The following is a 23716-nucleotide window of genomic DNA, read 5'->3' as shown; positions in this document are numbered from 1 at the left end:
TAAGTACTGCTTATGAGTACAAGTAATGAATACTTATTTTAAATACTCTTCTATTAATCTGTTAAGTGGGTGTTTATAAGAGCATCACCAGGATTGGCTAGGCTTTACTTCTTTTCCTAATTAAAATGTAATTAAAACCCAATTAAAACCTAAATAATATTAGGTACGTCGCATCGACTTTATATAATCATATAAATAGGGATACCAGTGTATACCCTGATATAAATTCTAGCAACCAAACCCATCTTAACTATCGTCTTGCTACTGACATAAATACGTTATTTAAAACTTTTATAATTTATTGATTTTGCTTGAATTTAATCAATTATAACGCTTTGCAAAGATAGAATAGCTAAGTAAACCTAATGAAACATTTTATATCAAAATAATATTATCATTTAACTTGAATTATTGCTTTAATAGTAAGTAATGATTATCAATCTGTCTGTTTGTATTTTATACGTTTGTTTATGATGGTTATAACTATGCGTATTTTTTAAATTTAAAAGATGAATAAAGACAAGATTGATTTTATATTTTAATAACATTTATTTTTATAATTTTAAAACATCTAATAATTGCTATTTTAAGGATTTAGTCATGATTGATGCAGACGGCTTTAGAGCCAATGTCGGTATCATCTTGGCAAATACACGAGGTCAAGTACTATGGGCAAAACGTGTTGGACATAACTCATGGCAATTCCCTCAAGGAGGGATAGATACAGGTGAAACACCGATTGATGCTATGTATCGGGAGTTATGGGAGGAAGTTGGATTATATCCTAAACATGTACAGCTTTTAGCTGCTACTAACAATTGGTTGAGATATCGTTTACCCAAACGTTATATCCGCCATGGACAGCATCCTTTGTGTATTGGACAAAAACAAAAGTGGTTTTTGCTCAAGCTAGATGAGCCGAATACGCAACATATTCGATTTGACACAGCCAAGCCAGAGTTCGACCATTGGGAATGGGTGAGCTATTGGTATCCGCTGGGTCAAGTTGTTCATTTTAAACGAGGGGTATATCGCCGCGCTTTGCGAGAGCTGGCACGCGAATTACCACTAAAACAAGAGTTGGTTCTCCCTGAGAATACAAATCATCTACTTACAGTGTGATTTGACAACTCTATATAATTTTATTGTAATTTTAAGGCTTGTATCTATTGGTACAGGCCTTTCTTTATGGGCTCAGGCTTTATTGATACTTAAGACCTTTTATTGATACTTAAGACCTTTTATTGATACTTAAGACCTTTTATTGATACTTAAGACCTTCATTGATACTTAAGACCTTCATTGATACTTAAGACCTTCATTGATACTTAAGACCTTTTATAGTCGTCGAACACCTAAACGGTTACGGTGTTAACCTCGGTAAGCCTATGTGAGTAGCCCTTGCACCCGGTTGCCATGTAACTCTTTTAGACTTGTTCACTATAGTTTGTCCATCTTTTCATTCCTTTTCTATTTCCTCTACCTTTTAAGTGACATCCTATATTATCTCTACGCAGACTGGCGATCGTAGGAGCGACTGTTTAATATTAGTTTGAGAGAAGAGGCGAGCTTAGTATCGTCTGATTTAGCGATACGCTGCATGGTTAAAACACTTTGAGTACGCGTGCCATAGGTAGGCATCTCGGGAGTATCTATGCAGATAGAAGATAGCGACTGTTCAAGCTTAGGTGGCATGCCCGTATCAGGTAATTGATCGCCTGGTGCTTCAAGGGTATCGGATAGTACCCAGAATGCGGCGGGTTGCCAATAGCTAAAGTCGCCTTGATGCCGTCCTATACTTTCACTGATTAATGGCAGCACTTCTTGTCTGACTCGGCCACGTAACCGTTCAGACTTAAACCACGCTTCATCGGGTTGTCCGTTTGAAATAATGTGTAATCCATTATGTAGTGCCGTTGGTGGAAAGCCTCTATTGTTCACCAATACCGCTTGTTTATCATTACCAATGATAAGATTGAATCCTGCGTAAGCTTGCTGATCTAGTTGTCTGGCGTATGCTAAAGGCGATAATGCGCTTGTTAAGAAGTTAGTCACTAACTCGCCGCGTGAGCGCTGATCAGCACTAGCCTGCACCCCATCACGGAAATTTAATACAGCGGCCCAGCGTCCATTTTGATACCCAATGCTATCTGCACTTTTGGTCTGCTGTTGATTAATACCTAGCCACGTTCCACCACTTTTATCATCTCGCCCCGCATATATGGGCGCATCTTCCCATTGATGTGCCTTAGTCGTAGGTCTCGCCAAAAATTCATCACGATTAGACAACAGCACTAGTGGCATGTCCTCAAATAACTGCCACGCTATGGCAACAATACACATAACTTATCCTTTTTGATGATTAGAGTCATATAAAAACTAAACATTGATGGTTTTGACCTCGCTAAGCTGACTTAATTAGGGTCTGTTGAACATTTTATATTGTCTATAGGTCTTAAACCTTATCACTGTTATTGGCAAACTCAAAAAGTTTGAATTTGAATGACCTGTATATTTTAAGCCTTTCTACAAATGCGATTTGAAAAACGCAATATATTGAAACTCCTGAATATCTGAAACCCTAAATGTTTGAATAAATTGATTATTAGACATTGTTCATGGATTTACTGCTCTATTTTTAAACGCTAAATAACCCAAAAGTAGTGCAATTATCAAACTATTTGTTCAATTTGGTGCAGTTTATTTATTAATTGCGCACATTATGGATAAAAAATACGTTATTAAGGTGGCACAGATATTGAATTATTAAATACAGTTGTGCCTCAAACGCACTGATAATTCAAATTCAAAATTTAGGAGCTCTTCATGTCTGTTCAAACCACCTTAAATGACTTTAATCAACAAAACAGCAAACAAAACATTTTTAATTCTAAACTGTCTTTAATGGCAGTGGCGATAGCGGGAAGCCTAAGCCTTATTGGTTGCCAAAAACCAGCAGAGACAGCAGCTCCAGAAGCTGAGCCAGAAGCGACTACAGAAACGACCACGACGACCGAACCTGCAGCGGATGGCGATACGATTAAAGTTGGTATTTTACATTCTTTATCAGGCACCATGGCTATCTCTGAAACCTCGCTAAAAGATACCGCCTTAATGACTATTGATGAAATTAATGCCAATGGTGGTGTGCTTGGTAAGCAGCTTGAGCCAGTTGTCGTTGATCCTGCCTCTGATTGGCCACTGTTTGCTGAAAAGGCGCGTCAGCTGTTAACGCAAGATAAAGTAGATGTTATTTTTGGTGGGTGGACATCTGTATCACGTAAGTCTGTATTACCTGTCGTTGAAGAGCTTAACGGGTTGATGTTCTACCCTGTTCAGTATGAGGGTCAAGAACAGTCAGAAAACATCTTCTATACGGGTGCTGCGCCAAATCAGCAAGCCATTCCAGCGGTCGAATATCTCATGAGTCCTGAGGGCGGTAGCGCCGAGCGTTTTGTATTACTAGGTACTGACTATGTTTATCCCCGTACTACCAATCAGATTTTACGAGCCTTCCTAAAATCTAAGGGCGTGGCAGAAGAAGACATCATGGAAGAGTATACGCCATTTGGATTTAGCAACTATCAAACCATCGTATCTAACGTTAAGAAATTTGCAACTGGCAAGAAAACTGCGGTGATCTCAACCATTAACGGTGATTCTAACGTACCGTTTTATCGTGAGCTTGCCAACCAAGGTATCGAAGCTTCTGACATTCCAGTCATGGCTTTCTCAGTAGGTGAAGAAGAGCTACGCGGTATTGACACCAGCTTATTGCAAGGTCACTTGGCGGCATGGAACTACTTTATGTCGATCAAAAACCCTGCAAACAACGATTTCACATCTAAGTACAAGAAGTTTGCACTGGATCAAAACTTACCAAATGCCGAAAAAGTCGTGACGAACGATCCTATGGAAGCCACTTATGTGGGTATCAACATGTGGAAGCAAGCGGTGGAAGAGGCAGGCAGCACGGATGTTGATAAAGTACGTATGACCATGGGCGGTCAAACCTTTGATGCCCCTTCTGGATATACACTAAAAATGGATGAAGAGAACCACCATTTGTGGAAGCCGGTTATGATTGGTCAGATCCGTGCAGACGGTCAGTTTGATGTGATTAACAAAACGCCTGAGGTGATTCGTGCTGAGCCTTGGAGCCAGTACATTCCAAAATAACTCGTGCCAGCAAAGCTTTAGAAACTATGCTACAGAAGTAAGACGGCAAATGTCGTATTTATCATAAAACCTAACCTTTTATATAACGCGGATAGCCAAATGTATGGCTATCCGTTAAACACCTGATAAAAGTAAGCAAAGTAAGCCATTATATAAACGATGCATCAAAAAGCTTTTGTTTATAGTTTTATTATATAGCTTTCTTCTATTGGTACCCGGCGCATCCAAATTACCGCATTTATCTCGACTTCTACTTAGTTTAATTGACGTCAGTTTTAATCCTGTCAGCTTAAACGCAGTTAAGTTATGGTTTGAATGCGTTAGGGTGCATCGATTTAAAATCGCTATGGAGCCGTTAAAGATGTTACCTTCCATTTTACAGCCAACACCTGCCCTACTAAAGACAGTCACTAAAAAACCCATTTCATTAAAAATTGCCACAGCCGGTCCGTTTAGAGACTTTAATCAGTCGTTTCACTCTAGATATAAGATGCATAAACAAGGGTTGATAACCCCATTGGTAAACCTTTGTTTATGGGTACTCATATTAATTGCGGCTGTTTGCGTTAGCCTATCGTTAAGTATCGCGCCAGCTTATGCAAGTAGCAGTGAAGCGTCAAATGCTGTAGCGTCAAATGCTGATCAGCAACAAAACTCGCTACCTCTTGATACTGCGACTATCACTTCTGACATGGTGAATACACCCAATAGCAATGTTATGCAGCAAAACGAGCAGTCTTTAACGACTCCCGCTGCGGATGGCGCTACAGAAGCTTTAAATTCGCAAAGCAATATAAATACTGATCAGGATGCTATTGAGCAATTCGTCGCAGGAGACTTTACCCAGCGTCAAGCTATGCTAAATGACTGGCCAGGTTCTGTTGAAAACTTAGACACTTTGGTTGAGCTTATTAGTAACGATGAGTTATACCAAGGAAACGGCGGCCAAACGTACCTATTAAATAGTGACGATCAGCTGTTTACCTATCCAGACAGACAAGAAACCAGCGACTGGCCAAATGACTTATCGCAAGTGACTTTAACCAATACACTGCGCTCAGCGCTAATATTTGGACAAGCCAAAGCAAAACTCAATTCAGAAAATCCAGTTCAACGCTTAGAAGCCGTAGAAATATTATCTGAAAATATCAATCAAGTAGATCCGGCTACCATCACAACTGCCGCTGCCTCAGAGAGCAATAGTAAGGTCGCCGACGCATTGGCTGAGCTTCAAGCCCGTATTGATTTTAAACAAGGGGATGAAGCCACCAAGCTTGCTGCAGTCAATGTGTTGTCAAAAAGCGACAGCCCACAAGTCTTGGTAAATATTCAAAATGCACTAAAAGATGACACCTTATCCGCTGATTTAAAAGCGGCTTTGATAAGCGCAGAGAGCAGCGTTGCCAATCGCATCAAGATCAGTACGTGGGCGGGTCATTTGTTTACCGGTATGAGTACCGCTAGTATTTTGCTATTGGCAGCACTTGGTCTCGCAATTACTTTCGGCCTGCTGGGCGTAATTAATATGGCTCATGGCGAGCTGATCATGATCGGGGCTTACGCAACGTATGTGGTACAAAACCTGTTTCAAACCTATTTACCAAGTATGAGTGGCTGGTATCTGATTGCTGCAATACCTGTCGCATTTTTGGTCAGTGCCATTATCGGCATGATCATCGAACGTATTGTGATTCGCCCTTTATACGGACGAGAGCTTGAAACCCTGCTTGCCACGTTCGGTATTAGCTTAATATTAATGCAGCTGGTACGCATGACCTTTGGCGCGCAAAACGTCGAGGTGAGTAATGTGGATTGGCTAAGCGGTGCATATCAAGTGTCGGCAAGCTTATCGCTACCTTACAACCGTATTGCGATTATCGGCTTTACCGTAATCGTCTTGGCGCTTTTAATCTACCTACTCAACAAAACCCGCTTTGGATTGTTTGTTCGTGCGGTTACTCAGAATCGTCAAATGGCGCGTGCAGTTGGTATACCGTCCGCTCGCATCGATATGCTTGCGTTTGGTCTTGGCTCGGGCTTAGCAGGACTGGCAGGCTGTGCTTTGGCGCAAGTAGGTAATGTGGGCCCAGATTTAGGACAAACCTATATTATCGACGCATTTTTAGTCGTCGTGGTAGGCGGTGTTGGTCAAGTTTGGGGTGCTGTTTTAGCTTCTCTAGGTCTTGGCATTAGTGGTACTGCGCTTGAAATCGGTATCGGCGCTGTATTGGCTAAGATTGTGTTATTGGTTCTTGTGATTCTGTTTATTCAGAAACGTCCACAAGGTTTATTCGCCCTAAAAGGCCGCTTTGTGGATTAAGGAAAACATCATGCGATTTACTCAACTACTGTCTGATTCACCACGTAACTCTATATTGATTGGATTGTGTTTTTTAGTACTACTGATTTTACCGTGGCTGCACTTGATGCCAGAAACCTCAAGCCTACATTTATCTGCATATTGGATAACGCTTATCGGCAAAATTATGGCCTTGGCCATGGTGGCACTTGCTCTAGATTTGGTATGGGGATATGCAGGTATCCTAAGCTTGGGACACGGTCTTTATTTTGCCTTAGGCGGTTATGCCTTTGGTATGTATCTTACTCGAGAAACAGCTGGACCAGGTCTTCCTGATTTTATGCGGTTTTTGAGCTGGACTGAAATGCCATGGTACTGGGCGGGCACACAGCACTTTTGGTGGGCGATGGCCTTAGTGGTCTTAGTACCAGGTTTGGTAGCGTTTATTTTTGGTTTCTTTGCATTTAGATCCAAAATTAAAGGGGTTTATTTTTCTATCATTACTCAGGCCATGACCTATGCCGCCGCTCTACTGTTCTTTCGTAATGAAACAGGGCTTGGTGGTAATAACGGCTTTACTGGGTTTACCACTTTACTGGGTTACGACATTACCGCAGCATCTACCCGTACCATGTTGTGCTTTGTGACGGCTTTAGCGCTATTGTTATCCTACCTTGGATTGCGTTATTTGATGAATCAGCCTTATGGACGGGTGCTGGGTGCCATTCGTGACAGCGAAAACCGTTTGCAATATTTAGGCTATCGTACACTGTGGTATAAGCTATCGGCTTGGGTACTTTCAGCAGTGATTGCGGGTATCGCAGGCGCGCTGTATGTACCCCAAGTAGGTATTATTAATCCAGGTGAGATGAATCCGGTGAACTCTATTGAGATGGCCGTGTGGGTAGCCGCTGGCGGACGCGGTACTTTAATAGGCGCTATTGTTGGTGCAGGCGCTGTCAATGCCATTAAAACCTATTTTACTGTCGCCTACCCTGAATTCTGGTTATTGATACTAGGGGGATTGTTTGTGGTTGTGACGCTGTTTTTACCCAATGGCATTATCGGCCTACTGGACCGCTTTAAAAAGGAGAAGGAATAATGTCTAAACCATCCATAACACCTAATGCCAGTATCGAAAACAGCAATCAAAGTAGCACTGTCTCAACAAATAACGGAGCGAATAATAATTTGTCTACGATACCGTCCACTCAAGACATAACGGCTGCTAAAGATACGGTCAGTCAGGCGACTAAAACTCAACCGGTGCAATCGGTTACGGCGATGACTGGCCATGCGGATGACCCTCTTATCGATGAGGACTTTGGAACCGGAATAGATGGCCTTGTGCATCCCGTACCCAAATCGGGGCCTGATTTGAGCCACGGTATTGCCCTATATCTTGAAAATGTGAGTGTGTGGTTTGATTCATTTCGCGCGCTAAACGATCTATCGTTATACATTGAAGAAGGTGAGCTTCGCTGTATTATTGGTCCTAATGGGGCGGGTAAAACGACGTTGATGGACGTCATTACAGGCAAGACACGTCCTACAGAAGGCAGTGCATTCTTTGGACAAGTACATAACTTAGCGACTTTGTCGACGGAGCAAATTGCCGAAGCAGGTATTGGACGTAAGTTTCAAAAACCCACGGTATTTGAAAACTTTACCGTGCTCGATAATCTCATGCTTGCTGCGCCAAAAGATAAGCGTGTATCAAAAAGTTGGTTTACCAAGATGGATGCCGATACCCAAAACACGTTAGATTCAACATTGGATCAGATTCGTCTGCATGACATGATTAATAAGCCTGCAGGTTTGCTGTCACATGGACAAAAGCAGTGGCTTGAAATTGGTATGTTATTAATGCAAAGCCCAAAGCTCATCTTACTTGATGAGCCAGTGGCGGGCATGACAGATGCAGAAACAGAACACACTGCTGAATTGTGCTTACGATTAAAAAAAGACCACACCTTAGTCGTGGTCGAGCATGACATGACCTTTATTGACGCCATCAGCGAAAAAGTAACCGTACTGGCCAATGGGGCTATATTAGCTGAAGGCACTTTGGATGAAGTCCAAAACGATGAGGCGGTGATTGAAACTTATTTGGGTCGCTGATTCAACTGATCAACAAAGCTGGTCAACAAAGCTTGACAAAAAAGCTTTCTAAAAAGCTGGTCTAGAAAACTAGTCTGAAAAGCCAGTCAATAAGTAGGCATCACCTGCTTTGGTTAGAGAAGAAACAGCATTGTATTCATAAATTTTAGGGCTTTTATATGTTAGAAGTTAATGCTATAAATCAATATTACGGCGGCAGCCATATCTTACGAGATGTGTCATTTATGGCGCCAATTGGCGAGTGTAGTGTGGTACTTGGGCGCAATGGCGTTGGTAAAACTACCTTACTTAAATGCTTGATGGGCATTTTACCTATTAAGTCGGGCGAAATAATTTTAAATGGCAAAGACATTAGCAAGCTTACGCCTGAACAGCGAGTACGCGCAGGACTTGCATATGTGCCTCAAGGTCGGGATATTTTTTCAACCTTAACCGTTGAAGAAAACATTCTTATCGGTATGGCCAAGTTTTCCCAACGTAAAGCCAGTAAAGTGCCTGAACATTTGTATGACATATTTCCGGTGCTCGATGAGATGAAACATCGCCGCGGCGGTGATTTGTCTGGTGGTCAGCAGCAGCAGCTTGCTATTGCTCGCGCACTGGCTTCAGAACCTACCGTACTAATTTTGGATGAGCCTACCGAGGGTATTCAGCCGTCTATTATTAAGGACATAGGGCGCGTAATTCAAGATCTCGGACGTCAAGGCAATATGGCGATTGTTTTGGTAGAGCAGTTTTATGAATTCGCCGAAGAATTGGCGGACAACTATACCGTGCTGTCGCGTGGTCAAGTAGTGGCGCAAGGACGCGGCACTACAATGGCTGCCGATAATATACAAGAGTTAGTTGCGATATAAAGTTTTATATCTTAATTATAAAAGAGCACTTTTTCTGGCAATATTATCAAATATTGCCATTATCACATGATATATAGCGGCATAGATTTATAAGACGTACAGATTAATCAGTTACACAGATTAATTAGTCCACTGATTAATGCCCTATCTCCTATTTTTTGTTATCATGACGCTTATTCGAATAACAATGTAGACTGATGTCATGATGATTCATCCCCAGTTTGACCCAGTAGCTTTATCACTCGGACCTATACAGGTGCATTGGTATGGCTTTATGTACTTATTGGCCTTTGCCGCCGCCTATGGATTAGCGTGGTATCGCAGTACCAAACATGAAGGCTGGACCACGGACATGGTATCAGATCTCGTATTCTTTGGTGCCCTCGGTGTTATTTTAGGCGGTCGAATTGGGTATGTACTGTTGTATCAATTCGGTGAGTTATTACAAAACCCAGCCTATCTATTAAAGGTGTGGGAAGGTGGTATGTCGTTTCATGGCGGTTTCGTCGGTGTCGCCTTAGCCATGATATATTTTGCTAAAAAATACAAAAAGCCGATTTTTAGTGTGCTCGATTTTATTGTACCTTGTGTGCCAACGGGCCTACTGTTTGGCCGTCTTGGTAATTATATTAATGGCGAGTTATGGGGACGTGTCTCCGATGGCGGCTATAATTGGTTAACCTATTTCCCCCAAGCTGCACAATTTGACTCTGCGCTTATCACCACCAACCCTGCCATGCAGTCGCTGATGACTCAAGTAGATGGCAACTATCTTTTGCCACGTCATCCTTCACAGCTTTATGAAGCCTTTGCTGAAGGATTACTGACGTTCATTTTTGTATGGTGGTTTTCATCCAAACCACGCCCACGTATGGCGGTCACCGCTTTATTCATGCTATGTTATGGTATTAGCCGCTTTGTGATTGAGTTTTTCCGTCAGCCTGACCCAGGCTACGAGCTACTGATGGGCTGGATGAGTAAAGGTCAACTATACACGTTACCCATGATTATCATTGGTATCGTGCTTATGGTATTGGCTTATCGCCGCCAAGTGTACGATTGGGGCAAATACGCAACCAACTAATAACAATCCCTACTTTGATAAGACGTATACTCTAATAGGGTTTAACGCGCTATAAAGTAGCTATTTACTGATTGAAATATGTTAGGGTCTGTTGAACATTCAAATATGGAACTGGCGGCAGTTATTTTTTAGTCAATATGCAGGGAAATTTTAGACACTTAGTTATTCTAAGTTAGAAAATTTCACAATATATTGACAAAAAATAGCCCCGCCCCGTAGGGCTGATGCTAAAATTACCCCAAACGTTGTTATAAACCTAGCTAAGGTCTAGACATTATCGTCGGTTTATGCCTAGTTTGGAACAATTTTAGCTATCAGCAGTCCTAATATTTGAATGTTCAACAGACCCTAAATAAGCTATCAGATATAACGATACTTCTGAATTTTTAAAGATTATATTTTATACCAAGTCTGAAAATTAACCTATTAAGCAAAACCAGTGCAAACGCTACCAGTAGTAGGGTGGGCGAGTTTGACAAGGATAGGTTATTTTTTAGAACAGGTATTATTATTCGGTTACTGCAACTATGATAACAACCAAAAATGAAGCCGCTTATCTTGATTTGATCCGATATGTTCGCGATCATGGTGCTGAAAAAGGCGACCGTACGGGTACGGGCACACGCAGTCACTTTGGGGCGCAAATGCGCTTTGATTTAAACGATGGTTTTCCGCTTTTAACCACCAAAAAAGTACATATGAAATCTATTACCTATGAGCTATTTTGGTTTTTAAGTGGTGATACTCATGTTAAGTACTTGCAAGATAATGGGGTCCGCATTTGGAATGAGTGGTCCACTGCAGAGCAAACGGCACGCTTTGGGCGTCCTGAGGGCGATCTTGGTCCTATTTACGGTCATCAGTGGCGTAATTATGGTGCAACCAAAGACGCTAAGGGCAACTATAATCAAGACGGTGTTGACCAAATCAAAAACGTGGTTGAGCAGATTAAAAACAATCCCAATTCACGTCGATTGATTGTCTCTGGCTGGAATCCTGCTGAAGCCAATCAAGTCGCGCTCCCCCCATGCCATACTTTATTTCAATTCTTTGTCGCAGACGGCAAATTATCTTGTCAGTTATATCAGCGTTCGGCCGATTTATTTTTGGGTGTCCCTTTTAACATTGCCAGCTACTCACTTCTTACGCATATGATTGCTCAAGTATGCGACTTAAAGGTCGGTGAATTTGTTTGGACAGGTGGCGATTGTCACTTATATCAAAACCATATTGATCAAGTTAATGAGCAGTTATCACGTACCCCATACTCGCTGCCAACACTGTGGTTAAACCCTGAGGTTAAAGATATTTTTAGTTTTACTTTTGATGACATTAAGATAGAGGGTTATGAGTCGCACCCCGCTATCAAAGCTCCTGTCGCGGTTTAAAATCGGTTCGATGCCTTGTAACAGGCGCTATCCTTGTGACGGACACTATTCTTGTGACAGACACTATTTAATAACCATGAAAGTAGTTAAACTAGGGTCTCTTGAACCAATAACGTAGCTATAAAGCATAATAAACATATTTGCATATAAGGACATCCTCATGAGTTACGCGCATACCCAAGTTGCTCAAATAGCGGCCATTAGCAACAACCGTTGTATTGGTAAAAATAATGAGCTACCTTGGCATATATCTGAAGATTTAAAACATTTTAAAGCCAAAACAACCGCTGAAACTGATCCATATTCTGATAGTGGCATGAAAGGTATTGTCATTATGGGTCGTAAAACCTTTGAATCTATGGGGTCAAAGCCACTACCAAACCGAGTGAATTTCATCATCACCACTCAGTTAGATTATGCTCAAAAAGTGGGACTAGAAGACAATGATGATGTACACATTGTGCATAATTTAGACGATGCCTTAACGCATTGTGCTAACGTTGCGCACGGTCTGAACTTCGATACCATTTGGGTGATAGGCGGCGAAAAAGTGTTTACCAACGCTATGATGTTTACCGATCGTCTTGAATTAACCATTGTCGATACTGAGATTGAAAACGGGGATGCCTTTTATCCTGAAATCCCAGAGAATTTTGAGCTTACAGAGGAATCTGAATCATTTACCGATAAAAAAAGCGGTATGAGCTATAAGTTTGTGACTTATATGGCGAAGAAGGGGTAATCGTTTTAATAATACTGCAGTCGAAATAAATTATATGCGTGATTTCTTGAACGAGGTTAAAACTATATCCCTTTTTATAGCGAATTGACCTCACCTGTCTATTAATAAATAGAATATCATCACAATCTGTCTCATATGTTTAACTATACCTATTTAAGTATAAGATTCTCACATGCTAAAAAATATCTTTACATTATCATTTACGATGGCATTAGCAGCATTAAGCTTTGGCTGTCAAGAGTCGACATCAACTGCTACTTCATCAAATCTCTGCAGTGATGAAGCCTTTTTAAGTATGACTGATGAAAGTTTGAGAATGTCAACTACTATGGAATTTGAATCAAACTATGACGAGGCGAATAAAATTGTTGATACTCTTAACATACAGCTCGACCCACTTTCAAAGCCTAATGATGTCGACAGTGGCGGATATGAATGTGAGATATTAGTCAAAATTAATTTTGACAATGCCAGTCAAAATGCAGAAGGATATGAGTCAATTGAACAACAGGTAACTGTTATAACCAATGGTGGTTTTAATGAAGATTCTGAGTTTTTAGGAACAATAGGTATTGTTGATGAAGGATTATTAAACGATATACGCAAGAAAGTTATTCAAATTATCTCAGAAAACCAATAAAATTTTATAGGTTTTACGCACCTACCTTACCAATTAATTATTATATATAGTCAGCGAACTACTAAACGGTTACGGTTTAAACCTCGCTCGCCCTACTATAGTAGTACTTGTACTCGGTTGCCTTGTAACCATTTTAGATTTCTTTGGCTATAATTGGTGTAAGAATAAGCCCCTCTTTTAAAACTAAAAGAGGGGCTTATTAATACAGATGTTTACGAATATGACTTTATTCTTAAATCGCCTTCGTACGCTCTGTTAACCACTCCAGAGCATCACTATCTACTCTATCTTTCAACTCATTATAAACCGTATGATGATAGTTATTTAGCCACTCAATTTCTTCTGAATTAAGCAGCTGAGTTTGAATCAACCGAGTATCAATCGGGCACAGTGTCACGGTTTCAAAATATAAGTAGTTACCAAACTCTGTTTCAGTTGGCGTAGAGACTGGCTGATTGACAACTAGGTTCTCAATACGAATCCCCCATTTGCCCTCACGGTATAAGCCTGGCTCATTGCTGGTCAGCATGCCCGCTTTCATTGATCTTTGAACAGTAGGTGGCGCTGTGTAGGAGATACCTTGTGGCCCTTCATGGACATTTAGGAAATAACCCACTCCATGACCAGTACCATGCCCATAATCAAGCTGCTCTCTCCATAACGGCGCTCGGCATATGGCATCTAACAAGGGAGCAGATAGCCCGTCTGGAAAATGCGCGCTCGCCAGTGCAATATGTGCTTTTAGGACGATAGTAAAGTCTCGTCTTTGTGCCTCACTTACTATGCCGATACCCACCACACGAGTGATGTCAGTAGTACCGTTTTGATACTGAGCCCCCGAGTCGATGAGCAATAAGCCATCGCCATCTAGGTAGCTAAACTTGTCTTCTGTTGCACGGTAATGTGGCAGTGCGCCATTTTCATTATAGCCTGCGATGGTTGGGAAACTAGGTGATACGTAGTGTGGCTGCTTACTACGCACATCAATAAGCATGCTGTCGACGTCCAGCTCACTGAGTCGCTCGCCTTGATTGAGGCGGGCTTCAAATTCGGAGAAAAACTGACACAGGGCCGCGCCATCTTGACGCATGGCTTCACGTACATGCTCAATGTCTTCTTTAGATTTAACCGATTTTAATAGGCTACTTGGGGCAATTTGCTCAATCATTGCAATGTCATCGCCCAGCTTATCCAGTGTGCCTACTGCGACTTTGCTTGGGTCTAATAGCAGTAAGTCGTCTGGTGTGAGCTGACTTAAAGCTGATTGCACTTGAGCGTATTCTCCAGTCTCAATGCCTGCCACGTTCAATAACTCGCCTATGTCTTCCCCTACCTTGCTGCTATCGACAAACAGCGTCGCTGTATCTGTACTAATGAGCATGTGCGCTAAAAATACAGGGTTATAATCGACATCACTGCCGCGTAAGTTGGTGAGCCAAGCAATGTCATCTAAACTTGAGACGAGATGATGAGAGGCGCCTATTTGTTGCATTTGCGCACGTACCTCTGCCAGCTTCTCTTGGGCAGTTTGGGACAAGAACTGCGCTTCGTGCGCATAAAGTGGTGCACTTGGTAACGCAGGGCGATCTTCCCATAACGGTGTCAACAAGTCCATTTCAGTAATCAATCGAATCCGCTCTTTATCATCGTTTGAGCCCTTTTCATCTAAGCCATTTTCATCTAAGCCTTTTTCATCTAAGCCCATTTCATAAGAGGCAGTAGCATCAGAGGCAGCATCAAAAGTGTCTAGCAGACGATCTTGTTCAGACAGAGACAGGACATTGCCATCAATCGCTACATTATCGCCTGCCTGCAAATGTGTGGCCAGCCACTCGATATGATCGGGCGCACCTTTTTGCAGCTTCATAAAGCGAATACCCGTATCGGACAACTGATCTTCGGCTTGTACCCAGTAGCGGCTATCTGTCCACATACCGGCAAAGTCTTTGGTGACTACCAGCGTGCCTACAGAGCCTGTAAATCCAGTCAGCCACTCGCGCGCTTGCCAATATTCAGGCAAATACTCTGATAAGTGCGGATCGGCAGTGGGTACCACAATTGCATCAATATCTTGGTTAATAAGCAGCTGTCTTAGAGCGGCGATACGGGCTTTATAAGTTTGTTTATCATAAGTTTTTTTATTACAGACAGCGTTATCTGCGGCGCTATTGTTTGAAGTAGCGTTATTATTTGAGGTAGCGTTATTATTTATGGTAGTACTTTTATTCATATTAAATCCTAATAAGGTTTTAAAGAGGCTTTAAATTTTAATGAAGGGAATATTGTTTCATGAGTCCTATATAGTCAGCGAACTAGTAAACGGTTACGGCCTTAACCTCGCTAAGCTTACATGAGTAATACTCGCACTCGGTTGCCTTGTCACTATTTTAGACTTCTTTGACTATACAGGGTAAAGCATCCAGTACAAAACTATAAAACCCGCTTAATCTAAGATTAAGCGGGCATTAGCATTTATAGACTCAATTAAACGAGCTTGAACTGGTTGACAGTTGTAGTGCTGTATTTAGCTTATAGTTGATGGCTGTTTTACGTCCACAGTCTTATTCAGTAACCGCTTCTTCACCGCCAAGACTCATGTCATCAGCAACTTCTACATTTTCAGAAGTTTGAGAGCTTGTATCTGGTTCACCAGCAACGGTAGCTGCCGCTTCTGCCTCATCAGTTGTTGCTTCGACCGCTTCTTCGGCACTTTGTACAGGTTCTTCAACCTCAGTTTCTGTACTTTCGGTAGCAGCACTAACTATAGCAGTATCATCTGCCGCGCCTACAATATCTGTTGCCGTGCCTTCAGTTAAAGGAACTTGTGCAGCGTCAGTATCTACCACTTCTTCATCGATAGTAACAGTTTCTTCAGCTTCAACAGGCTCAGGCTCAATATGGTCGCCTGCGGGACGTAAGAAAGCCGAAATACCGATAAGCAGTACAAGGGCTAAAAAACCAACAATACCAATTAAAGCGTAAACAAGTTCTTTTTTGGGTTTATTTTGGCTTGCATCTGCCATAGGTCACCTATCTATATGAATAATAAAGGTTGAAGGATATGTTGTCAGTTTATATGGTCAATGGTTAGGGCCATAAATAGTGACGGAACGGTTTATATTTCTTGTCATTATATCTTAATTTGCTACGTTTTGTTAAAACGCCTTAGTCTTTTTGTGGATTAACAGTCTATTTTAAAACACCATTATGAACGGCTTGCTCGTCTACCCACGATACTGAGCAGTAAGATTAGCGCTATAATGAATAATATAGGATAATTTCCAAATCGCACAAACGGCGTTATGCCTGTACGAGATTCAACTTCGCCGCGCAGTACGGTACGCTCAAACTGCGGGGCGCGAGCCACTATTTTGCCGCGATGATCGATAATAGCGGTGACTCCTGTGTTGGTGGCTCGCATAAACCAGCGGCCCGTCTCTAACGAGCGCATTTGTACCATTTGTAAATGCTGTAGAGGGCCTGCTGAAGTACCAAACCAAGCATCATTTGAAATGGTTAATAAAAAATCTGTATCTTTCGCATTACGGCGTGTGGTCTCTGGATAAGCCACTTCATAGCAGATTGCTGATCCCATATTATGCCCTCGGACTTGTATGGGCGATTGATTGCTGCTACCTCGGCTATAATCCATAACCTCATCACTACCTGCTAGATTCGGGAACAGGTTCAAGACGCCTTTAAAGGGAATGTATTCGCCAAACGGTACTAGGTTTTGTTTTTTGTACAGTCCTTCGGCTTGCGACCCTAATGCAATGACACTGTTATAAAAAGGCGCGTAGTCTTGCGTTGCTGGATCGTAAGCATCTTGATCTTTGTAAGGAATACCTGTCACCCAAGTGGTGTCAGTTTGCTTAGCCGCTTTTACCACTTCTGATATAAAAGGCCATGCTTCGGTCTGAAACATAGGTATAGAGGATTCAGGCCATATCACCATATCCTGATCCCACTCCGTTCGAGTCAGCGTGGCATAAATCTCAAGTGTCTTATAACGGTACTGAGTTAACCATTTTAAATCTTGTGGGATATTGCCTTGAATTAGCGAGACTTTTAAAGGCTCTGTATTGGGTTTGGGCTGAGTCCACGCAGGATTAAATAACCACAGTCCTATACTCATAAGCAATAGTATCGCTGTTGCCACAAAATATCCTGCCCGTTTGCGAAACACCTCAACCACACTGGCACCAAGCAGCACTGCCACAAACGACACTGCAAAGACACCAGCGACTGGTGCCAATGACGACAGCCAATATTGTTCTGTAAAAGCATAGCCCACAAATAGCCAAGGAAAGCCTGTAAATAGCCACGTTTTAAGCCACTCTTGTAGCACCCAAAGCGCCGCAAATGCCAAAGGCTGCTTGCCAACAATACGGTTAAAAATGACTGCAAGCACTGCATGAAACAGCCCCATGCCAAGCCCCATAATGGCTATAGCCAGTAGTGCAAGCGGTACAGAGACATTGCCATACTCATGAATAGAGGTATATAACCAAAACGCGCCCACACACCATAGTCCCATGCCATAGGCTTCACCAATAAAAAAAGCACGTTTTTTAGACATCGGCGCCAATAATAGCGCATACAAAATGGCGGGGGAGACTAACGCAATAATCCAATATCCATAAGGGGCCAGCGATAGCATAAACATCGCTCCTGCCAACCACGCGACAAGCAGCGCAATACCGATTGGTAGTTTGGGGGCGTCTGAGGTAGCACTTAACTTGGATACAGGCGTTAGGCGGTTACTAACGTGTTGGGTTGAGGCGCGCATGAAGGCTCCAAGCAATAATTCAATAGGTTTTTAAAGTATTATTTGACAGTTTAATTCGTAGGGGTCTATTTATTATAGGCGTATCATAACAGCCTTAAACCAAAAAATCTTAAGCCGTGTACAGTATCTGCAAGTGGTAGTGCGGAAATATTATAATATGTTCTATAATCAATAGCATTAAGGTCTGTTGAACTGATCCTAATCACATACCGCATCGTGTTATCTTTATATTTTAATAAGAGCTTCTAATGCCAACATCGTCAAACGCTCCTCAGCATCCTTTAAAAGACAAACTGCCACCCAGCGCGGTCGACTTGCCTGTTAATGCCTTATCTGGTGTTGGGTCAAAGATTGAAGGTCAGCTTGAGCAATTGGGTGTGACCCGTTTGTTTGATTTATTGCTTCATTTGCCAAGAGATTATGAAGATCGTAGCCGATTGGTATATATAAGTGACTTACAAGATGGACAATCTGCACTCATAGAGGGTGAAATAACGTATGTAGATAATAAGCGCGGCGGTATGACCGTGGTCATAGAAGATGCTACGGGTGCCATTCAGCTACGGTTTTTTAAAGTATATGCCTCATTAGTACAGTCCATGCGTCTTGGTGCACGCTTACGTCTGTTTGGCGAGGTTAAGATAAGCCGCTACGGCTTGCAGATGGCACACCCTGAGTATACGATGGTAAGTGCAGGCACCCCTGTGGTTAATACCGGTCTACAGCCCATTTATCCCACCGTAAAAGGACTACATCAAAACAAACTGCGTACCCTCGCAAAGCTTGCACTACATACTATTAATCAGCAAGGAACAACGCTTAGTGTCTTTACAACTACTGATTGGGAGGCGGTTAATCAGTTGCCTGCACCTCTACCCGGTTTATCTGCCACCCCTCCCATATACCCCAAATCCTCACCTGACACGACCACTACAACAGCCCACAATGCACCAAGTTGGCAGACGCTAACATTATTTGAAGCACTGACCTTAATACATACGCCGCCGATGCATACAGACATAGCATTGCAAGCGGCTCAATTAGAACAATTAAAAGAACGCACTCATCCTGCGTGCCAGCGTCTGATTGTTGAAGAGCTGACCGCACATCAGTTAAGTATGTTATACCGCCGTAAGCAGCTGCATCAGCATAAAGCACCTAAATGTGATGACACCAGCCCATTAGCGGACAAACTACTGGCTAGCCTGCCGTTTAGCTTAACTAACGCTCAAAACCGCGTGATTAAAGAGATTACCGATGACATGAGCACCTCAATTCCAATGCTCCGCTTAGTACAAGGCGATGTGGGTGCTGGTAAAACCCTAGTAGCGGCACTGTCGGCTTGCTATGCGTTAGACAGTGGGTGGCAAGTGGCAGTGATGGCACCGACTGAAATCCTTGCCGAGCAGCATTTGATTAACTTTAAGGCGTGGTTTGAGCCTTTGGGTATCGGGGTGGGATGGCTTGCGGGCAAACAAACCGCCAAGCAGCGCCGAGACGCTTTAGAAGCCGTGGCAGAAAATGAGGTGCAAGTGGTGGTCGGTACGCACGCTTTGTTTCAAGACAAAGTAGTTTTTGCCAAGCTTGGTATGGCCATTATAGATGAGCAGCACCGTTTTGGGGTTGAGCAGCGAATGGCCTTGACCAATAAAGGCGTGGCAGACAGCACCCCGCATCAGCTTATCATGACCGCCACTCCGATTCCGCGTACGCTTGCGATGAGTGCCTATGGTGATATGGACACCTCAATCATAGATGAGCTGCCGCCAGGTCGTACGCCGATTACCACGGTTACCATTGACCGTGCACGCCGTGATGAGGTGATTGACCGTATTGCTGCTAACTGCGCTGAGGGCAAACAAGCATACTGGGTGTGCCCCTTAGTTGAAGATTCTAATACCTTAAACGCTCAAGCTGCCGAAGCGACTTATGCCGACCTCGACGACCGCCTTGATATCCGCATTGGCATGGTGCATGGCAAAATGAAGTCAAAAGAAAAGCAAGCGATCATGGCAGCGTTCAAAAATGCGGAGCTTGACTTATTGGTTGCGACAACGGTTATTGAAGTGGGTGTGGATGTACCCAACGCCTCGCTGATGGTGATAGAAAATGCGGAACGTTTGGGCTTATCGCAATTGCATCAGCTACGCGGGCGCGTAGGGCGCGGCTCGACCAAAAGCTACTGCGTACTGCTGTATCAAACCCCGCTATCTGAGACAGGCATCGAGCGTCTAAACGTACTGCGTGACAGTAATGACGGCTTTGTAATTGCCCAAAAAGACTTGCAACTGCGCGGTCCTGGCGAGCTGCTTGGCAAACGCCAAACCGGTAACGTGGGCTACTATGTGTCCGACTTAATGCGCGATGAAAACCTATTAATGATAGCCAGTCACCTTGCCAAACGGTTAATTGATGACGACGCACGTAAAGCTGAGGTCACTCAGTTGATTCACCGCTGGATGCCAGAGGCCAGTAAATATACCAATGTTTAGGGCTAAGCGCATTAAGATGATATTGTGTCTGTCTTAACCCAAATCTTTCATTCTATTTGAATAGAGTCTATCTAATATGGAAACCTTAAACATCGTCTACCTTGTTGGATCGCTACTGATATTCTCTAGCGTGATGGCAAGTACCTTGTCGGCACGTTTGGGCATGCCGCTGTTACTCCTATTTTTAGTCATAGGTATGCTGGCAGGTGAAGAAGGGCTGTTGGGCATTGAGTTTTCGCAGTACACAATGGCGAATCTAGTGGGGCAAGCGGCACTGGCGTGTATCTTGTTAGATGGTGGGCTTAGAACTTCATTCCAGTCCTTTAAGGTCGGGTTAAAGCCCGCAGTGACCCTTGCCACATGGGGTGTGTTCGCCACGGTGGTTATTCTGGGTCTGTTTGTGACGTGGCTGCTGGGTGTTGATTGGCGTATTGGATTGCTGATGGCAGCCATTGTTGGCTCTACTGATGCGGCGGCTGTATTCTCCTTATTGCGACATGGTGGCGTTAAACTCAACGACAAAGTGCAGGCGACGTTAGAGTTAGAATCAGGGGCTAACGATCCATTCGCAATCTTACTAGTGACGGGACTTATCGCCCTTAATGTCGACCCTGCTGGCCAAACCTTTTTAGGATTTATTGGGCTGTTGGCACAGCAATTGGGCTTTGGTCTACTGATGGGCGTGCTATTTGGTTACGCACTGGCAAAGCTATTGCCCAAGGTGCATCTGCCTGTGGGCATGTATGCCATATTTATTTTATCGGCCGGACTTGCGGTGTTCGCAGCCACCAACATCATTGGCGGTAGTGGATTTTTGGCGGTATATTTGGCCGGTGTGGTGGTGGGTAATCATAAAGTACGCGCCACCGAGCATGTCCTTAGGGTGATGGACAGCTTTGCGTGGTTGTCGCAAGCGGTATTATTCTTAGTACTGGGTCTGCTCGTGACCCCCTCTAATGTTATTAACGTGTGGTATCACTCAGTAGCGATTGCCCTATTTATGATATTTATTGCCCGCCCTATCGCGGTATTTACCAGCACGCGTTTTTTTGGTTTTAAGTTCAATGAGATAGGCTTTATCTCTTGGGTCGGTCTGCGCGGTGCGGTGCCTATCACCTTAGCGATACTTCCCATTATCGCGGGCGTTGATGATGCCTTTTTGCTATTCGATATTGCCTTTGGTGTGGTTATCTTATCCTTGGTTTTGCAAGGCAGCACCATACCTATTATTGCAAATTTATTTAAAGTCAGAGTGCCTAGTACGCCTGAACCTGAGGAAGAGATGGAAATATGGGTCTCGGACGATGCAAGCATTACCTTATACGAGTTTGAGGTGAAGCCCGGGTCGTTTGCTATCGGTCGTTATCCTAAGGATCTATCTTCAAGAGTAAATAATGATGAAATTGAGCTATTTGCGTTGGTGCGACACAATAAAATTATACGTGTCGATGAAGACACGCGCTTAAATATGGGCGATCGGGTTTGGTACGGTTTACGTGGCGACCATGCCAGTACGATTGCGCGTATATTTAATGACTTTAAGATTGATACCAGAGAGGTAGACAGCTTTTACGGCGATTGGGTCGTGTCGCCGCATGTAAAGCTGGGCGATTTACCCATCTTTAAAGGCCGCCAGCCCAAAGCGATGGATGAAGATGCACTCGTTAATACCGAGATTGCGTTGTGGGAGCAAACGGCAGCCGAGTTTATTCAATCAAAGTTAATAGCACCTATCGTGACTGGGGATAAGGTGGCGATTAATGAGGAGTGGTCGTTTATTGTGAATGAGGTGGATGAGCGTGGTGGGCTTAGGAGTGTTGAGCTTAAGCATTATGAGGTTGAAGAGCAGTAGCTCACAGCTTTTTGCTGCTTAATCATCCGTAAAAATTGTGTAGATACCATCTTAAAAAATAAATATCAAGCAGAAATAAATTCAACTTTTGCCTGATAAGGAGATTGATGTTTCAATACACCATAGCAGATATGCACAAGCTTACGCATAGCAGCGCAAATCGCCTGCATCTTGCACTTACCATTGGCTAACAGCCTCTCGTACTGTGCCTTAATATCAGGATTCCATTTAGTGGATACCACTGCAGCCATATACAGTTTAGCTCTAATAGCACTTGAACCATTCTTAGCTAAACGTGATTTGCCTTTAAACTGTCCTGACTCAATATGTCTAGGAACAAGACCAATAAAGGCTGCAACCTGTGACGCTTTAGTAAACTGCTTATTGTGCATCAGCGATAGCATCTGTCTTGATGTGGCAGGGCCTACACCTTTGATAGTTTGTAGTAGCTCTTGGTCATGCTTTAACTTAGGATGTTTATCGATATGATCATCAATATCATCGTTAAGCTTTGCAATAGCAACTTCTAAAGCATCAATCATAGTGCCAATGGATTGCTTCACAATAGGCGCAGTATCAGTAGCATATGCTTTTTCTTGACGGTTAAGCTCACGTTGCAAGTCTTGCTGTAGTGCATCTAAACGAGTCAATAATGACTTTAATTGTCTTGCTTCTACTGGTGGCGGTGTCCACTGTTCTGGCTTAGCACTATTAGCATAACGAGCCAGTAAGACGCTATCCTTTTTGTCAGTTTTATTGCGACTACCAAGAGAGTTTGCATAGCTTCTGACATAGGCTGGATTTACGATACTTAGAGCAATACCTTTATCATGTAGAAAATAAGCCACATTCTCATGATAGACACCTGTTGCTTCAAGGGTTACGTGTATATCACTTAAATTATCGCTGACGTTTGTTTTTAGCCAGTTGATAAGATTATCAAAGTCGTCTTTGTTGTTTTTAAATACTTTGGTTTTAACCTTTAGCTTGTCTGCATCTTTAAGCCATGCAACATCAAGCTTTGCTTTACTAACATCGATACCAATATAATGAGTCATCTTGTCATCTTCCCTTGTTCATGCAGTGTCACTCGTATTGAGGCACTTGGATACCATTCAGAGTATTAAGATGATAAAAATGAGCATTGGGCATTATCTACGCTACAGTGTCTAGGCACTAAGGGTGCGCTCATGCTCTCAATGCTCGTGATTAACCGCTTTAGTTTATCAACTCTCGTTGATTGCGTTAAGGGGTCAGTCAAGATACAAGGGTG

General features: G+C 42.9%; 17 protein-coding genes. 12 read left to right on the top strand and 5 right to left on the bottom strand.

Annotation, left to right across the window (positions count from 1 at the left end; genetic code table 11):
• The first annotated feature begins 600 nt into the window (after nt 1-600).
• Complete coding sequence (locus AC2SLP_RS05635) at nt 601-1122, top strand: RNA pyrophosphohydrolase (protein ID WP_486535665.1); 522 nt, start codon at nt 601-603, stop codon at nt 1120-1122.
• A 387-nt stretch (nt 1123-1509) separates the two neighbouring features.
• Here the strand turns inward: AC2SLP_RS05635 and AC2SLP_RS05630 are convergent, their stop codons facing one another.
• Entirely contained in the window at nt 1510-2343 is an 834-nt protein-coding gene (locus AC2SLP_RS05630; RefSeq protein ID WP_486535664.1) for an NRDE family protein, read from the bottom strand.
• Between the two features lie 561 nt (nt 2344-2904).
• Between AC2SLP_RS05630 and urtA the strand changes: the two genes are divergently transcribed.
• The 9 genes from urtA to AC2SLP_RS05585 all read left to right on the top strand — a co-directional run bounded on the left by urtA (nt 2905) and on the right by AC2SLP_RS05585 (nt 13310).
• On the top strand, nt 2905-4179 hold the full coding sequence (urtA, locus tag AC2SLP_RS05625) for an urea ABC transporter substrate-binding protein (protein WP_486535778.1): 1275 nt from the start codon (nt 2905-2907) through the stop codon (nt 4177-4179).
• Between the two features lie 718 nt (nt 4180-4897).
• Nucleotides 4898-6499 carry an urea ABC transporter permease subunit UrtB gene (gene urtB / locus AC2SLP_RS05620; RefSeq protein WP_486535777.1) on the top strand — a complete coding sequence of 534 codons (1602 nt, stop codon included), beginning with the start codon at nt 4898-4900 and terminating at the stop codon, nt 6497-6499.
• A gap of 10 nt (nt 6500-6509) precedes the next feature.
• Nucleotides 6510-7580 (top strand): urea ABC transporter permease subunit UrtC, encoded by a 1071-nt coding sequence (gene urtC, locus AC2SLP_RS05615; RefSeq protein WP_486535662.1) that lies wholly within the window; start codon nt 6510-6512, stop codon nt 7578-7580.
• A 182-nt stretch (nt 7581-7762) separates the two neighbouring features.
• Nucleotides 7763-8599, top strand: coding sequence for an urea ABC transporter ATP-binding protein UrtD (gene urtD / locus AC2SLP_RS05610; RefSeq protein ID WP_486535776.1), 837 nt, complete (start codon nt 7763-7765; stop codon nt 8597-8599).
• A gap of 158 nt (nt 8600-8757) precedes the next feature.
• Nucleotides 8758-9456 (top strand): urea ABC transporter ATP-binding subunit UrtE, encoded by a 699-nt coding sequence (urtE, locus tag AC2SLP_RS05605; protein WP_486535661.1) that lies wholly within the window; start codon nt 8758-8760, stop codon nt 9454-9456.
• A 202-nt stretch (nt 9457-9658) separates the two neighbouring features.
• Nucleotides 9659-10540 carry a prolipoprotein diacylglyceryl transferase gene (lgt, locus tag AC2SLP_RS05600; protein WP_486535660.1) on the top strand — a complete coding sequence of 294 codons (882 nt, stop codon included), beginning with the start codon at nt 9659-9661 and terminating at the stop codon, nt 10538-10540.
• Between the two features lie 527 nt (nt 10541-11067).
• Nucleotides 11068-11928: a thymidylate synthase gene (locus AC2SLP_RS05595; RefSeq protein WP_486535658.1), complete on the top strand. Its 861-nt coding sequence runs from the start codon at nt 11068-11070 to the stop codon at nt 11926-11928.
• A 160-nt stretch (nt 11929-12088) separates the two neighbouring features.
• Entirely contained in the window at nt 12089-12670 is a 582-nt protein-coding gene (locus AC2SLP_RS05590; protein ID WP_486535657.1) for a dihydrofolate reductase, read from the top strand.
• A gap of 172 nt (nt 12671-12842) precedes the next feature.
• The gene (locus tag AC2SLP_RS05585; RefSeq protein WP_486535655.1) at nt 12843-13310 is read left to right on the top strand and encodes a hypothetical protein; all 468 of its coding nucleotides are present in this window, start codon (nt 12843-12845) and stop codon (nt 13308-13310) included.
• A gap of 232 nt (nt 13311-13542) precedes the next feature.
• Here AC2SLP_RS05585 and AC2SLP_RS05580 read toward each other — a convergent pair whose 3' ends face one another.
• From AC2SLP_RS05580 to lnt, 3 genes are all read right to left on the bottom strand, one after another.
• Nucleotides 13543-15540, bottom strand: coding sequence for an aminopeptidase P family protein (locus AC2SLP_RS05580; RefSeq protein WP_486535654.1), 1998 nt, complete (start codon nt 15538-15540; stop codon nt 13543-13545).
• A gap of 331 nt (nt 15541-15871) precedes the next feature.
• A complete protein-coding gene (locus tag AC2SLP_RS05575; RefSeq protein WP_486535653.1) occupies nt 15872-16333 on the bottom strand; it encodes a hypothetical protein in 462 nt (153 codons plus the stop codon).
• A 182-nt stretch (nt 16334-16515) separates the two neighbouring features.
• The gene (gene lnt / locus AC2SLP_RS05570) at nt 16516-18099 is read right to left on the bottom strand and encodes an apolipoprotein N-acyltransferase (RefSeq protein ID WP_486535652.1); all 1584 of its coding nucleotides are present in this window, start codon (nt 18097-18099) and stop codon (nt 16516-16518) included.
• Nucleotides 18100-18347: 248 nt separating this feature from the next.
• Here lnt and recG point away from each other — a divergent pair, with 248 nt between their 5' ends.
• Nucleotides 18348-20591, top strand: coding sequence for an ATP-dependent DNA helicase RecG (recG, locus tag AC2SLP_RS05565; RefSeq protein WP_486535651.1), 2244 nt, complete (start codon nt 18348-18350; stop codon nt 20589-20591).
• 76 nt (nt 20592-20667) lie between these two features.
• Nucleotides 20668-22443 (top strand): potassium/proton antiporter, encoded by a 1776-nt coding sequence (locus AC2SLP_RS05560; protein ID WP_486535650.1) that lies wholly within the window; start codon nt 20668-20670, stop codon nt 22441-22443.
• 65 nt (nt 22444-22508) lie between these two features.
• Here the strand turns inward: AC2SLP_RS05560 and AC2SLP_RS05555 are convergent, their stop codons facing one another.
• Nucleotides 22509-23501 carry an IS110 family RNA-guided transposase gene (locus AC2SLP_RS05555; RefSeq protein ID WP_486535649.1) on the bottom strand — a complete coding sequence of 331 codons (993 nt, stop codon included), beginning with the start codon at nt 23499-23501 and terminating at the stop codon, nt 22509-22511.
• Between the last annotated feature and the right edge of the window lie 215 nt (nt 23502-23716).

The sequence above is a fragment of the Psychrobacter sp. CX21 genome, from assembly GCF_057396255.1.
Note: the sequence above shows the minus strand (reverse complement) of the source record. Positions and strands in the feature narration are given on the sequence as shown.

Coding starts and splice junctions, on each gene's coding strand:
- urtB (WP_486535777.1), top strand. CDS start 4,898: ATGCAGCAAAACGAGCAGTCTTTAACGACTCCCGCTGCGGATGGCGCT.
- lgt (WP_486535660.1), top strand. CDS start 9,659: ATGATGATTCATCCCCAGTTTGACCCAGTAGCTTTATCACTCGGACCT.
- recG (WP_486535651.1), top strand. CDS start 18,348: ATGCCAACATCGTCAAACGCTCCTCAGCATCCTTTAAAAGACAAACTG.
- urtE (WP_486535661.1), top strand. CDS start 8,758: ATGTTAGAAGTTAATGCTATAAATCAATATTACGGCGGCAGCCATATC.
- AC2SLP_RS05585 (WP_486535655.1), top strand. CDS start 12,843: ATGCTAAAAAATATCTTTACATTATCATTTACGATGGCATTAGCAGCA.
- AC2SLP_RS05560 (WP_486535650.1), top strand. CDS start 20,668: ATGGAAACCTTAAACATCGTCTACCTTGTTGGATCGCTACTGATATTC.
- urtC (WP_486535662.1), top strand. CDS start 6,510: ATGCGATTTACTCAACTACTGTCTGATTCACCACGTAACTCTATATTG.
- AC2SLP_RS05555 (WP_486535649.1), bottom strand. CDS start 23,501: ATGACTCATTATATTGGTATCGATGTTAGTAAAGCAAAGCTTGATGTT.
- urtD (WP_486535776.1), top strand. CDS start 7,763: ATGACTGGCCATGCGGATGACCCTCTTATCGATGAGGACTTTGGAACC.
- AC2SLP_RS05595 (WP_486535658.1), top strand. CDS start 11,068: ATGATAACAACCAAAAATGAAGCCGCTTATCTTGATTTGATCCGATAT.
- AC2SLP_RS05590 (WP_486535657.1), top strand. CDS start 12,089: ATGAGTTACGCGCATACCCAAGTTGCTCAAATAGCGGCCATTAGCAAC.
- AC2SLP_RS05635 (WP_486535665.1), top strand. CDS start 601: ATGATTGATGCAGACGGCTTTAGAGCCAATGTCGGTATCATCTTGGCA.
- AC2SLP_RS05630 (WP_486535664.1), bottom strand. CDS start 2,343: ATGTGTATTGTTGCCATAGCGTGGCAGTTATTTGAGGACATGCCACTA.
- AC2SLP_RS05575 (WP_486535653.1), bottom strand. CDS start 16,333: ATGGCAGATGCAAGCCAAAATAAACCCAAAAAAGAACTTGTTTACGCT.
- AC2SLP_RS05580 (WP_486535654.1), bottom strand. CDS start 15,540: ATGAATAAAAGTACTACCATAAATAATAACGCTACCTCAAATAATAAC.
- urtA (WP_486535778.1), top strand. CDS start 2,905: ATGGCAGTGGCGATAGCGGGAAGCCTAAGCCTTATTGGTTGCCAAAAA.
- lnt (WP_486535652.1), bottom strand. CDS start 18,099: ATGCGCGCCTCAACCCAACACGTTAGTAACCGCCTAACGCCTGTATCC.